9 protein-coding genes and 10 tRNA genes are annotated in these 12,320 nt (G+C 62.3%); 4 read left to right on the plus strand and 15 right to left on the minus strand.

The genetic code is table 11. From position 1 onward, the window contains the following. Positions 1–21: 21 nt before the first annotated feature. The 12 genes from DXT74_RS11605 to DXT74_RS11660 form a co-directional block, all read right to left on the minus strand. Positions 22–1,668, minus strand: a complete 1,647-nt coding sequence (locus DXT74_RS11605) for a CHASE2 domain-containing protein (protein WP_194428005.1) — start codon at positions 1,666–1,668, stop codon at positions 22–24. Between the two features lie 9 nt (positions 1,669–1,677). Further along, entirely contained in the window at positions 1,678–3,240 is a 1,563-nt protein-coding gene (locus DXT74_RS11610) for a FecR domain-containing protein (RefSeq protein WP_194428006.1), read from the minus strand. Between the two features lie 188 nt (positions 3,241–3,428). Then, positions 3,429–3,505, minus strand: a tRNA-Asp gene (locus DXT74_RS11615). A 6-nt stretch (positions 3,506–3,511) separates the two neighbouring features. Then, positions 3,512–3,588, minus strand: a tRNA-Val gene (locus tag DXT74_RS11620). Between the two features lie 42 nt (positions 3,589–3,630). Further along, positions 3,631–3,707: transfer RNA gene (locus DXT74_RS11625), tRNA-Asp, on the minus strand. Positions 3,708–3,717: 10 nt separating this feature from the next. Beyond that, positions 3,718–3,793: transfer RNA gene (locus tag DXT74_RS11630), tRNA-Val, on the minus strand. Between the two features lie 26 nt (positions 3,794–3,819). Continuing rightward, positions 3,820–3,896 (minus strand) — tRNA-Asp (locus tag DXT74_RS11635). A 13-nt stretch (positions 3,897–3,909) separates the two neighbouring features. Then, positions 3,910–3,985: transfer RNA gene (locus tag DXT74_RS11640), tRNA-Val, on the minus strand. A 26-nt stretch (positions 3,986–4,011) separates the two neighbouring features. Continuing rightward, a tRNA-Asp gene (locus DXT74_RS11645) sits at positions 4,012–4,088 on the minus strand. 13 nt (positions 4,089–4,101) lie between these two features. Beyond that, positions 4,102–4,177: transfer RNA gene (locus DXT74_RS11650), tRNA-Val, on the minus strand. A 26-nt stretch (positions 4,178–4,203) separates the two neighbouring features. Further along, positions 4,204–4,280: transfer RNA gene (locus tag DXT74_RS11655), tRNA-Asp, on the minus strand. A 10-nt stretch (positions 4,281–4,290) separates the two neighbouring features. Continuing rightward, positions 4,291–4,366, minus strand: a tRNA-Val gene (locus tag DXT74_RS11660). Positions 4,367–4,584: 218 nt separating this feature from the next. On the opposite strand from DXT74_RS11660, the gene DXT74_RS11665 reads away from it, so the two are divergent. Both DXT74_RS11665 and tilS read left to right on the plus strand, forming a co-directional pair. Next, positions 4,585–5,550, plus strand: coding sequence for an acetyl-CoA carboxylase carboxyltransferase subunit alpha (locus tag DXT74_RS11665; RefSeq protein ID WP_019101652.1), 966 nt, complete (start codon positions 4,585–4,587; stop codon positions 5,548–5,550). Positions 5,551–5,611: 61 nt separating this feature from the next. Continuing rightward, a complete protein-coding gene (tilS, locus tag DXT74_RS11670; RefSeq protein ID WP_231138317.1) occupies positions 5,612–6,868 on the plus strand; it encodes a tRNA lysidine(34) synthetase TilS in 1,257 nt (418 codons plus the stop codon). Between the two features lie 84 nt (positions 6,869–6,952). On the opposite strand, the gene DXT74_RS11675 is transcribed toward tilS, so the two are convergent. From DXT74_RS11675 to DXT74_RS11685, 3 genes are all read right to left on the minus strand, one after another. Further along, positions 6,953–7,669 carry a UDP-2,3-diacylglucosamine diphosphatase gene (locus DXT74_RS11675; protein WP_081545115.1) on the minus strand — a complete coding sequence of 239 codons (717 nt, stop codon included), beginning with the start codon at positions 7,667–7,669 and terminating at the stop codon, positions 6,953–6,955. A gap of 74 nt (positions 7,670–7,743) precedes the next feature. Continuing rightward, complete coding sequence (locus tag DXT74_RS11680; protein WP_019101655.1) at positions 7,744–8,235, minus strand: peptidylprolyl isomerase; 492 nt, start codon at positions 8,233–8,235, stop codon at positions 7,744–7,746. A 66-nt stretch (positions 8,236–8,301) separates the two neighbouring features. Further along, positions 8,302–8,859, minus strand: a complete 558-nt coding sequence (locus DXT74_RS11685; protein ID WP_194428008.1) for a peptidylprolyl isomerase — start codon at positions 8,857–8,859, stop codon at positions 8,302–8,304. Positions 8,860–9,104: 245 nt separating this feature from the next. Between DXT74_RS11685 and DXT74_RS11690 the strand changes: the two genes are divergently transcribed. Together DXT74_RS11690 and DXT74_RS11695 are read left to right on the plus strand one after the other, a co-directional pair. Further along, a complete protein-coding gene (locus tag DXT74_RS11690) occupies positions 9,105–10,373 on the plus strand; it encodes an OmpP1/FadL family transporter (protein WP_194428009.1) in 1,269 nt (422 codons plus the stop codon). 126 nt (positions 10,374–10,499) lie between these two features. After that, a complete protein-coding gene (locus DXT74_RS11695; protein ID WP_194428010.1) occupies positions 10,500–12,266 on the plus strand; it encodes an ABC transporter transmembrane domain-containing protein in 1,767 nt (588 codons plus the stop codon). Positions 12,267–12,320: the final 54 nt, after the last annotated feature.

Consider the following 12,320-nt stretch of genomic DNA (forward strand, 5'->3'; position numbering starts at 1 on the left):
CCGTCCGGAGCAAGGTCCGCGCTAGTGCTGCGGCGTCAAGGTGTCGGGAGCGGGGCTGACCGCGTTGCGGCCGGAGCGCTTGGCGATGTAGAGCGCGCTGTCGGCGTCTTCATAGAAAGTGCGGCCATTGTCGTCCGTTTCCGGCACCCGTGCGGCGACGCCAATGCTGCAGGTGACTTTGCGTAGAGGGCTTTTCAAATGAGGTAGCTCCAGCTCTTCCAGTCGTGCGCGAAAGCCTTCCGCGGCAGCCACAGCCTGGTCCTGGCCGCATTCTTCCAGTAGCACGCCGAACTCTTCCCCGCCCAAGCGCGCCACGATGTGGCGACGGGGGCTGAAGTAAGCGTTCAGCTCCTGCGCCAGCCGTTGCAGGATCAGATCGCCGGCGTAATGCCCGTAGTGGTCGTTGTAACCTTTGAAGTTGTCCACGTCCAGGATCAAAAGCGCCAGGGTTTTCCCGGCTGCGCGGTGCTTGTCCAGCGTCGGCGCCAAGATCTCGTCGAAGTGCCGGCGGTTGTAAAGTCCGGTGAGGCCGTCGGTGTTGGCCTGCAACAAAAGCTTGGATTGCCGCGATACGAAGCGGACGCTGCCGGCCAGAAACAGCAGGATGGCGGTGGTGACGCCGCTCCAGAACACGGAGGCCAGCGTCAGCAGCAAGACGCTGAGCACCAGCACGCCACAGGAGGCCAGCAGATAAGCCGGCAAAATGCCTTGGCGGTGCTTGTAGCGGCAGAGCAGCAGGTCCAGCAGCAGGATGGCCAGCGCGTTGATAAGGGCCTTCCATCCCAGAGGCAGCGGCACAGGAGTGTTGTCTTGTTGTAAACCGTAGAGCAGGAAGGCGTTGATCTCCACGCCGGGCATGCCGCGGTTGTTGGCCGACAGCGGCGTGGCGTGGATGTCGCCCAGGCCGGTGGCGGTGGCGCCCACCAAGACGATTTTGCCGGCAAAGAAGGACGGAGGCAGTTGATTGAGCGCGTCGATATACGATACCTGCTGGAATGGCGGGGAGCCTGTCAGATAGGGCACCATTACCGGGTCTTCGCGCAGCCAGCTGTCAGGATTGCCGTGAGGCATCCCCAGCTTTTGCTGGTCGGATTGGCGCCGGCCATTAGCCAGGTCCAGTACGGCCTGCGCGAAATTGGGGTGATGGGGCGAGCCCAGCCCCGCTTTCAGGTAGACGCGGCGTATCACGCCATCGCTGTCCAGCTCGTAGTCTGTATGACCCAGGCCGGCGCTTGCGGCGGCGATGCCGGGCAAGGGACGGGTTTCGGTCAGACGGTTGCCCTGCATTTCGGGGAACACCGGACTGATGACTTTCCCGTTGCGGCGAATGGCGTCGGCCAGCGCTTGGTCCGACTCCGGCATATTGTGCGAGGGCTCGGCCAAGACGATGTCCAGGCCCACGGCTTTAGCCTGCGCCAGCTTGTCCACTAGCTGGGCGTGATACTCGCGCGGCCAAGGCCAGCGCCCCAGTTCAGACAGGCTGCGCTCGTCCACCGCGACGACAACGATGTCGCTGGTCTGGTTATGGTTGGACTTGAGCCGGATCAGCCCGTCGTACAGCCAGAAGTCCAGCCGAAGCAAAAGGCCGGAGAGAGTCAGCAGGGCCGCCAGCAGGGCCAGCAAAAACGGCAACAAGGGCAAAATCTTGTCGCGATAGTGAGTTAGCATTTTGTCATTCTAGGGAAGTTTTCCGGGGAGAGTGAGCATTTCTTGCTCCTCAGTCGCCAAGTAGCCGTGTTCTCCTTCTACCTTGACTGTCGCTTTGTATTGCCCGGCAGGCAAGGCTTCCAGCGCTTTCAGCTCCCATTGCGGGTGATCGCTGCTCAGCGAGAACGGGGACGTGTTTGCGTTGGCGGCCTGAGCCGCGGTCAGCGTTAGCGTGTAGCGCGCGCGCGCGATGGGATAGGGGCGGGCCGCCAGCACCGGCGTGGTGTTGTCCAGGCGGCTAAGCCACCCTTTGGATTCCACTTTTTGCGCGGCGGAGAAAGGTCCCGGCTGGCCTTGCGCGTCCAGCCGCGCCAGCCTCCAGTACCAGATGCCGGATTCAGGCAACTCGGCTTTAAACTCGGCCTCGGTCAAGGTCTGTTCCAGCAGCGGCTGGGCGAAATCCGGTTGACGCGAAATTTGCAGCCGCAGCGGCCGTTCCGGGCTGGCGTCCACCCGCAGGGGCAGGGATTTGCCCCGCAGTTGGGTGCCGTCCGCGCGCGTGAACAGCAGCGGCGGCAGCGGGTAGGCTTGCAGCTTGAAGCTGCGCGTGCTGTCGTAGCCTTCCAGTCCAGAGCGGTTCTTGGCGCGGACTTTCAGCACGTAATCGCCGTTGCCCGGCAGGCGCGGATAGTAGCGCGGGGTTTGCAACTGGCGCTCAGCCAAGCGTTTCTTGCCGCTCAGCGTGACGCGATAGGATGCTGCGTGTTCGTCGCGCTGCCACTCCAAAGGCGGAGGGTTGAATTGGCTGTTGTCCGCCACGGTGGAGAGGTCGGGCGGCGAAGGCAGCTCCTCGGGTTTGCTGGGGCCGCTTTTGCGGTTGGACAGGGTGCCGAAACCGGCGGGCACGTCCACCTTGCTGCGGCGGCCTTTGACTTCCACGCTGCCTTTGAGCACTTCCGCCAAGGTCTCTTCTCCGCCGGCGGCGTTGACGCGGAATTCGGTGCCGCGCACGGTGGTCACCGCCGACGGGGTGCGGATCTCGTAGCGGCTGGGCATCAGGATGTTGGGAATCACAGAATTGCCGGTGCTGCCGTTGTTCAGCTTGATCTGAGACTGGATTGCCCCGGTGCTGGGATAGTAGACCTGGGTTTGCAGGCTTAGGTCCGTGTTGGCGTTGACGATCAGGGAAGAGCCGTCGACGAAGCGCAGTTTGATCATGGCGTCGTTTCCGGTCGTGAAACGGGTGCCTTTGGGATATTTTTTGCCCACCGCCAGTTCCAACGGCTTGCCCTTGGCGTCGGCCGCAGTCGATTCCCCGGACATTTCTTCCAGTGTGGCGTCGGATTGGGTTTGCTTGATCCAGGGGTAGGGGACCCGCAAGATGCTGCCGGGAATCAGCCGATAAGGGTTGGCGATGCGATTTCTGGTTTGCAGCTTCGGCACATAAGCAGGAGACGACAAATGCTCGGCCGCCAGCGACCACAGGTTGTCGCCGTTTTTGACCGTATATTCCCAGATGGCTTTGTCGGCGGGGTCGCCTGCCAAGGCCAGCGTGCTAGCAAAGCAGCCAGTCGCCAGGATTAAATTGCGCATAGTTGAATCTCTTTATATGGAATACCGAAAGTCAACCAAAAGTATCACCGTAGCCTAGACGCATTGCAAGCTGATAAGCAATAGAATGGTAGCTGTTTGTCTTAAATTGGGAGATAAGCGAATGATTGCTTGAAATCTGCGACGCAAAATGCAAAAAAGCAGCCTAAAGGCTGCTTCTTCGCAATGCTTGGCGGAGTGGACGGGACTCGAACCCGCGACCCCCGGCGTGACAGGCCGGTATTCTAACCAACTGAACTACCACTCCAGCAATTGGTGGGCGGTACTGGACTCGAACCAGCGACCCCTGCCGTGTGAAGGCAGTGCTCTACCAACTGAGACTAACCGCCCAAAACTGTTTTCCGTTTCCGGGTACTGCTATGCAATGCTTGTTGGCGGAGTGGACGGGACTCGAACCCGCGACCCCCGGCGTGACAGGCCGGTATTCTAACCAACTGAACTACCACTCCAACCGAAACTTGGTGGGCGTTGACGGAGTCGAACCGCCGACATTCTGCTTGTAAGGCAGACGCTCTACCAACTGAGCTAAACGCCCGAATCCGGGTACTGCTTCAATGCTGTTGGCGGAGTGGACGGGACTCGAACCCGCGACCCCCGGCGTGACAGGCCGGTATTCTAACCAACTGAACTACCACTCCAACCGTAAAACTTTGGTGGGCGTTGACGGAGTCGAACCGCCGACATTCTGCTTGTAAGGCAGACGCTCTACCAACTGAGCTAAACGCCCGAATCCGGGTACTGCTTCAATGCTGTTGGCGGAGTGGACGGGACTCGAACCCGCGACCCCCGGCGTGACAGGCCGGTATTCTAACCAACTGAACTACCACTCCAACCGTAAAACTTTGGTGGGCGTTGACGGAGTCGAACCGCCGACATTCTGCTTGTAAGGCAGACGCTCTACCAACTGAGCTAAACGCCCGAATCCGAGTACTGCTTCAATGCTGTTGGCGGAGTGGACGGGACTCGAACCCGCGACCCCCGGCGTGACAGGCCGGTATTCTAACCAACTGAACTACCACTCCAACCGAAACTTGGTGGGCGTTGACGGAGTCGAACCGCCGACATTCTGCTTGTAAGGCAGACGCTCTACCAACTGAGCTAAACGCCCTGAATCCTTTTCGCTGCTGCGTTTGCGTTTCAGCGAGGAGGCGAATTAAAACACAGGGTTTAAGCTTGCGCAAGTGGTCTGTCAGCAAATTTTTGCAAGTCACGGCAATTTCGAATAAAAGCTCCAAAATTTAATGTTTTTGTCAGACAGAAAGGTGACGCCGACTTTGCCGCTAAGGTATCATGCCGCCATTAGCTATTTATCGGATGATGTTAAGAATGAAGCCGACCTTTCTCGATTTTGAGCAGCCTATTGCCGAGCTCGAGAACAAAATAGAAGAACTTCGCTATGTCCAGGACGATTCGGTGCTGGATATCTCCGAGGAGATCGCGCGCTTGCAGAAGAAGAGCCAGGACTTGACCAAGACGCTCTACGCCAAGCTGACGCCGTCTCAAATCGCCATGGTGGCGCGCCATCCGCAGCGCCCTTACGCGCTCGACTATATAGAAAGTATTTTCACCGACTTCGAAGAGCTGCACGGCGACCGCGCGTTTGCCGATGATGCCGCCATCGTGGGCGGTCTGGCGCGTTTCAACGGCCAGTCGGTGATGGTGATCGGCCAGCAGAAGGGCCGGGACACCAAGGAAAAGATCCGCCGCAATTTCGGCATGCCTCACCCGGAGGGCTATCGAAAGGCCCTGCGTCTGATGAAGCTGGCCGAGAAGTTCGGCATCCCGGTAATCACCTTGGTGGACACTACCGGCGCGTGGCCCGGCATTGGCGCGGAAGAGCGCGGCCAATCCGAAGCCATTGGCCGCAACCTCTATGAAATGACCCGCTTGCGCGTGCCCGTCATCGTCACGGTGATAGGCGAGGGCGGTTCGGGCGGCGCTTTGGCCATCGCGGTGGGCGATTGCGTCAACATGCTGCAATACGCTACTTATTCGGTGATTTCGCCTGAAGGCTGCGCTTCCATCTTGTGGAAGACCGCCGAACGCGCGTCCGACGCCGCGGAGGCTCTGGGCATTACCGCGCCGCGCTTGAAGACCTTGGGTCTGATCGACCGCGTGGTCAACGAGCCCGTGGGCGGCGCGCATCGCGATCACGCTCAAATGATGGCGACGCTGAAGCGAGTGCTGCAGGAAGAGTTGAAAGACTTGACCAGCAAGCCGATCGACGAGTTGCTGAAAACCCGTTTCGACAGATTGATGAGTTATGGCCGCTTCAAGGAAGCCGCAGCCTGACCTGCTCGAATCACTGTTAAGCCATTGGCCGGACGAATTGTCCGGCCAATGTGCTTTTGAGGTGGGTTTGAGCGGAGGCCTGGATTCGGTGGCGCTGCTGGCCTTGCTCTGCCGCGCGCGCGCGCGCCGTCCCGAGTTGGAGATCCGCGCGGTGCACGTGCACCATGGTTTGAGTCCAAACGCCGACGCCTGGGCCGAACATTGCCGCGTCTTGTGCGCGACATTGGACGCGTCTTTGCGGGTGGAGCGGGTGAGCGTGGTCTTGAGCGGCGGCGATAGCCTGGAGGCGGTGGCCCGCGAGGCGCGCTATCAAGCGTACCGGCGCTCCGCCGCCGGCGTGGTGGTCTTGGCGCATCATCTGGACGACCAGGCGGAAACCGTGCTGCTGCAATTGCTGCGCGGCGGCGGCGCGCGCGCCTTGGCGGCGATGCCGGCCTTGCGCAAGCTGGAGGCGGAGGGCCCCTGGTTGTGGCGGCCCTTGCTGGGCTTGCGCAGGCGGCAGCTGGAGGACTTTGTCCGGGCTCAGGGCTTGAGCTGGGTTGAGGACGAAAGCAATCTGGACGAGCGCTGGCGGCGTAATTTTCTACGCCAGCGTTTGCTGCCGCAACTGGAGGCGGCGGTTCCGGATTATCGTCGTCATCTGACGCGCTCGGCCGGCTTGCTGTCGGACGCCGCCGCGGTGTTGGACGAGGTGGCGGCGCAGGATCTGGCCGTTTGTCGCAATGACGGTGGTCTGGATTTGATCCGCTGGCGCGCTTTGTCCGCGGCCAGGCAGCGCCAGACGCTGCTGGCCTGGTTGCGCGATTTGGGTTGGCCGGCCCCGGAGCCGGATGCGCTGGCGGAGTTTCAGCGCCAGGCGCTGGAGGCCGGCGCCGGCAGTTGTCCGCGGCTGAGTCTGGCGCGGGGCTTGCTGTACCGTTACCGCGATGGACTGTTCGCCTTGTCGGCGCTGCCGGCTCCGGGAGCCGTGGCGCTTGGACCGGTGGACCCGACGACGGAGCGGGTGTCGGCGGAGTGGGGCGGGGCGCTGAGTTGGGATTGGCGGCCGCGCGGCCTGTCGGCGGACACGCTGGCGCGAGGCTTGATTCTGCGGCCGCGCGAGGGCGGAGAGCGCTTGATGTCGGGGGTTGGGCGCAAGCCTGTGAAGAGCTTTCTGCAGGAGGCCGGCATTGCGCCGCCCTTGCGCGAGCGCTGGCCGCTGCTGTGCGACGCCGACGGGCATCTGCTGGCGCTGTCCGGCGTGGCGGTGGATTCTGACTTGGCCACCGAACCGGGCTGGTGGCCGCAGTGGCGGCCGCTGCCCACGGCGCCGCGCTGATGCGAAAAACGCCCGCCGATTCGGCGGGCGTTTTGCATTTGCAATGTCATGTCCCGCGACGCGGGCCAGACTTTGAACAGGTTTTTAGGCGGCGCTCAGCGGCAGGCTGACGATGCCCTCATCGTCCAGCCGCAGATAGCCGCCCTGATCGCCATGCCAATCCTGGATCACCCAGCGCTCGGACTCTCCATGCCGGTGGGTTGCCGGGCGGTGGGTGTGGCCGTGGATCAGCGTTGGCCAGTCGTGCTCGGCCAGCAGCGCTTCGACGGCGTCGGCGGCGACGTCCGAAATCTCAGTCAGCCCGTTTTGCCGTTTGGCCATTTCGCTTTGCTGACGCGCTTGGCGAGCGATCGCGTGGCGCTCGGCCAGCGGCCGAGCCAGCATCGCCTGCTGCCACTGAGGGTTGCGGCTGACGGCCCGAAATTGCTGGTAGGCGGTGTCGCCGGTGCACAGCGCGTCGCCGTGGCTGAGCAGGCAGCGACGGCCATGGGCTTCAATCAAGGTGGGATCGTTCAGCAGCCGCGCGCCGCTGCGTTGACAGAAGCCCTCGCCCAGCAGGAAATCGCGGTTGCCATGCATCACATACAGCGGCGTGATGGCGGCGAAGGCGCGCATCGCGGCCAGCGGCGTTTCCAGAAACGGCGAATCGTCGTCGTCGCCCACCCAGTATTCGAACAGATCGCCCAGGATGTAGAGCGCGTCGATCCGGCCTTGCCAGGCTTGCAGTGTGTCCAGAAACAAGCGGTTCAGCGCCGGAGTGTCGTCCGCCAGGTGCAGGTCGGAAATGAAGTGAATGGCCATGTCGCGTGCGGATGAGTTGAAGCCCGGCCGGGCGGCCGGGCTGGGAGCGCCGCGCGTTGCGCGGCGTCTGCGAATCAAATGATTTCGGCTTTCTCGATCACCACGGCTTCGGCCGGCACGTCCTGATGCGGGCCGCTGCGACCGGTGCGCACAGCCTTGATGCTGTCCACCACGTCCTGGCCTTCCACAACCTGGCCAAACACGGCGTAGCCCCAGCCTTGGGCGCTTTCCGATTTGAAATCCAGGAAGTCGTTGTCGGACACGTTAATGAAGAACTGGGCGGATGCCGAGTGCGGGTCCATGGTGCGGGCCATGGCCACGGTGTAGGTCTTGTTGGACAGGCCGTTGTTGGCCTCGTTCTCGATTGGCGCGTTGGTCGGTTTTTGCGACATGTCGGCGGTGAAGCCGCCGCCCTGGATCATGAAGCCGTTGATCACGCGGTGGAAGATGGTGCCGTCGTAATGGCCGCTCTTTACGTACTCTTCAAAGTTGGCGGCGGTTTTCGGGGCTTTGTCGGCGAACAGTTCCAGTACGATGGCGCCGAAGTTGGTGGTCAGTTTGATCATGGTGTTTCCTTGATGACGGGCAGGCCGGTTAGCGGCCTGCCGGTATGAAAGAGGTTGCGGAAAAGCTTAAGGCTTGATGGTGACTTTCTGAATCACAATAGGCTCGAACGGCACGTCGCTCATGCCGTTCATGCTGCCGGTGCGGGTCTTGGCGATGCGGTTGACCACGTCCATGCCGCGGGTCACCTTGCCGAACACGGCATAGCCGGCGCCTTGGGGCGTCGGGGATTTGTAGTCGAGAAAGTCGTTGTTGGCCACGTTGATGAAGAACTGGGCGGTGGCGGAATTCGGGTCCGCGGTGCGGGCCATGGCGATGGTGCCAATGCCGTTCTTCAGGCCGTTGTTGGCCTCGTTGGCGATGGCGGCGCGGGTGGGTTTTTGATTCAGCTTGGTGTCGAAGCCGCCGCCCTGGATCATGAAGCCGTCAATCACGCGGTGGAACACGGTGCCGTTGTAGTGGCCGGCCTTGGTGTAGGCGACGAAGTTTTCCACGGTCTTGGGCGCTTTGGCCGAGTCCAGCGCAATCTCGATATTGCCCTTGTTTGTGATCATTTCCACTGTCGGCGAGGCCAGGGCCACGGCGGGCAGCGCGCTCAACGCCAGCATGCTCAGCATTCGTTTCATGGTTGCTTTATTCAACAGGGTTATGAGGAGCCGCCAATATTAGCACAGCCTTTTGATTCAGCGCATGGCGTGGTCTGCTTATGCTTTTTGCGTGTTGTGGTCTTCTTGTTTTTTTAAAAAATAGTATTTAGACTCCACTCCCTAAAAATTGTGTGATCGCTATCTATTTAAATAGCATAACTTCCGCGCGCAAGCGCGGTTTCCATAACAAAGGCGGCAGCCGCCGCCGGGGTAGATATAAAAAAATGAAAGCATTCGCACCTTCCTCCGTTCGCATCATTCCCGCGCTGGTGGCCGGCCTTCTGGCGGCCGCGCCGCTGGCTCATGCAGCCGGCTTCCAATTGTCCGAGCAGAGCGTGACAGGCTTGGGCCGCGCCCACGCCGGCGCCGGCATGGTGGGCGACGACTTGTCCGCCGTATTCTACAACCCGGCCGGCATGACCCTGCTTGAAGGCACACAGGTGCAAGGCGGTTTCACTTACGCCGAAATCGACGCGCCGTTTGAAGGCAAGGGCGGCTTCCCGGCCGCGCGCCCAGGCAGCGACAACGGCCGCGCCAAGGCCGAGGTAATCCCCAACGCCTATCTGGTGCATCAGTTGAACGACCGCGCCCGTCTGGGCCTGGGCATCACCGTGCCCTTCGGTCTTGGCGCCAGCTATGGCGATAACTGGGTGGGCCGCAACCACGGTATTTCCAGTTCCATCATGACCGTGGATTTCAACCCGTCCTTTGCTTACAAACTGGACGACAAGTGGAGCTTCGGCGCCGGCGTGTCGGCTCAATACGCCAAGGCTGATCTGAAGCAGGGCGCGTTCTTCCCGGGCGCCACCGGCGAGATCGACGCCGACAGCTGGGCCTACGGTTACAACCTGGGCTTGATGTATGCGTTCAATCAGGACAACCGCGTCGGCCTGTCCTATCGCTCCAAGTTGAACCACAAGGCGCGCGGCGACTACACCGCGAGCGGTTTCAACCGTCTCGGCCTTCCGGTGGATGGCGTGCATGCCGGTGGCGCCGACGTCACCACGCCGGAATCGCTGCTGTTGTCCGGCTTCAGCCGTCTGAACAGCAAATGGGCCTTGAGCGCCACCGCGCGCTGGACCAACTGGAGCCGCTTCGACCAACTGGTTATCAAGGGCAACCCGATGGCCGATACCGTTATCGACAATCACTGGAAAGCCAGCTGGCTGTTCTCGGTGGGCGCCGACTACAACTTCAACGAGCAACTGACGCTGCGCAGCGGCGTGGGTTATGAAACCAGCCCGGTGCGCGACGCCAGCTACCGCAACCCGCTGATTCCGGACACCGACCGCGTCTGGCTGAGCCTGGGTGCCAGCTATAAGGCCAGCAAGCAACTGACCGTGGACGCCGGCTACACCTATCTGATGGGCGTGGGCGATCGTGACGTCAACCATGCCGCTCAGAGTCCTCGGAACAATATCGACACGCTGCAAGGCTCTTACAGCTCCATCCGCGGCCACCTGCTGGGCGTGCAGATGCAGTACAAGTTCTAATCCAAGAAAGCATGGCTTTCCCGCCGCCGCCGGCTTCGCCCGCGGCGGTTTTTTCATGCACGGGGGTGCGGTTTGCCCAACGGCAGGCTAGAGTAGGGCGCTGTGCTTCATGGAGTGTCTTTCCTCATGTCCGTTGCATCTTCCCCATGGCTGCGGCTGAGCCCGCTGGCTGGCTTGCTGCCCTATCTGCGTCCGTACCGGCTGCGCGCCTTGCTGGCCTTGCTGGCCCTGATCGTGGCCGCCGCCGCCACCTTGCTGCTGCCGGTGGCTTTTCGCTTCCTGATCGACCACGGCTTCAGCCAGCGCGCGGCGGCGGATATCAACCGCTATTTCCTCGGCCTGTTTGGCGTGGCGACGGTGTTGGCGCTGGCCACCGCGCTGCGCTTTTATTGCGTGTCCTGGCTGGGCGAGCGCGTCACCGCCGACATCCGTCGAGCGGTGTACCAACATGTGATCCGGGTTAGCCCGGAATACTTTGAAGTCACCCAGACCGGCGAAGTGCTGTCCCGGCTGACCACCGACACCACTCTGGTGCAGACGGTGATCGGCACCAGCCTGTCCATGGGCCTGCGCAACGCCTTGCTGATGTTGGGCGGCCTGGCCATGTTGATGGCCACCAGCCCCAGCCTGACCGCTTACATCCTGGTGACGCTCTTGCTGGTGGTCTTGCCCATCGTGGTCTTCGGGCGCAGGGTGCGGACCTTGTCCCGCTCTAGTCAGGACCGCATCGCGGATTCCAGCGCCATCGCCGGCGAAACCCTGAATGCGATTCCGACGGTGCAGGCTTTCAATCAGCAGGCGCGGGAAAGCCGGCGCTTCGGGGAATCGGTGGAAACTAGCTTCGACGCCGCGCTGGCGCGGATCCGCGCCCGCTCCTGGCTGACCGTGGCGGTGATTCTCCTGATCTTCGGCGCCATTGTTTTCGTTCTATGGCTGGGCGCGCACGCGGTGCTTGAGGGCACGATGAGCGCCGGCCAGCTGGGGCAATTCATCTTGTACGCGGTGGTCACCGCCGGCGCCATCGGCGCGCTGGCGGAAGTGTGGGGGGATGTGCAGCGGGCGGCCGGCGCCACCGAGCGGCTGATGGAACTGTTGTCCCTGCGTTCGCCGGTGACGGAGCCGGCCGCGCCGCGGGCTCTGCCGCCCGGGCCCGCCGGCCTGGAGCTGCGCGATGTCGATTTCGCCTACCCGTCCCGCCCTGGTCAGCCTTCGCTCAGCGGCGTCCGGCTTAGCGTGCGCCCCGGCGAGCATGTGGCGCTGGTGGGCCCGTCCGGCGCGGGCAAGTCCACCTTGTTTCAGCTCTTGCTGCGGTTTTACGATCCTCAGCAGGGACAGGTATTGCTGGGAGGCGTGGATGTGCGCGAACTGTCGTTTGCCGATTTGCGCGGTCATGTGGGCGTGGTGTTGCAGGATTCGGTGATTTTCGGCGCCAGCGCCTTGGAGAACATCCGCTACGGCAAACCGGAGGCCAGCGATGAGGAAGTGCGGGCCGCGGCCCGCGCCGCCGCCGCGGACGGCTTCATCGAAAAGCTGCCGCAGGGCTACGATACCTATCTGGGCGAACGCGGCGTGCGTTTGTCCGGCGGCCAGCGCCAGCGCATCGCCATCGCCCGCGCCATTCTGAAGAATCCGCCTTTGTTGCTGCTGGACGAAGCCACCAGCGCCTTGGACGCTGAATCGGAACAATTGGTGCAACAGGCGCTGGAACGGGCCGCGCAAAATCGCACCACCCTGGTGATCGCTCACCGGCTGGCTACGGTCAAGCAGGCGGACCGCATCGTGGTGCTGGACCAGGGCCGCATCGTGGCGGAGGGCAACCATCAGAGCCTGTTGGCCGGCTCGCCCTTGTACGCGCGGCTGGCGGCTTTGCAGTTCGCCGACGGCGACGCTTGAGAGTCTGTTTGATGCCTGCCGCGCTTGATGGAAGGCCGTACCGCGAGTACGGAG

This window comes from Chromobacterium sp. Rain0013 (assembly GCF_015291765.1).
In the GTDB taxonomy this organism is placed as follows: Bacteria; Pseudomonadota; Gammaproteobacteria; order Burkholderiales; family Chromobacteriaceae; genus Chromobacterium; species Chromobacterium haemolyticum.

Excerpts from the sequence above, each read along its gene's own strand:
- DXT74_RS11665 (WP_019101652.1), top strand. The coding sequence starts at position 4,585 with ATGAAGCCGACCTTTCTCGATTTTGAGCAGCCTATTGCCGAGCTCGAG.
- DXT74_RS11685 (WP_194428008.1), bottom strand. The coding sequence starts at position 8,859 with ATGAAACGAATGCTGAGCATGCTGGCGTTGAGCGCGCTGCCCGCCGTG.
- DXT74_RS11680 (WP_019101655.1), bottom strand. The coding sequence starts at position 8,235 with ATGATCAAACTGACCACCAACTTCGGCGCCATCGTACTGGAACTGTTC.
- DXT74_RS11610 (WP_194428006.1), bottom strand. The coding sequence starts at position 3,240 with ATGCGCAATTTAATCCTGGCGACTGGCTGCTTTGCTAGCACGCTGGCC.
- DXT74_RS11675 (WP_081545115.1), bottom strand. The coding sequence starts at position 7,669 with ATGGCCATTCACTTCATTTCCGACCTGCACCTGGCGGACGACACTCCG.
- DXT74_RS11695 (WP_194428010.1), top strand. The coding sequence starts at position 10,500 with ATGTCCGTTGCATCTTCCCCATGGCTGCGGCTGAGCCCGCTGGCTGGC.
- DXT74_RS11605 (WP_194428005.1), bottom strand. The coding sequence starts at position 1,668 with ATGCTAACTCACTATCGCGACAAGATTTTGCCCTTGTTGCCGTTTTTG.
- DXT74_RS11690 (WP_194428009.1), top strand. The coding sequence starts at position 9,105 with ATGAAAGCATTCGCACCTTCCTCCGTTCGCATCATTCCCGCGCTGGTG.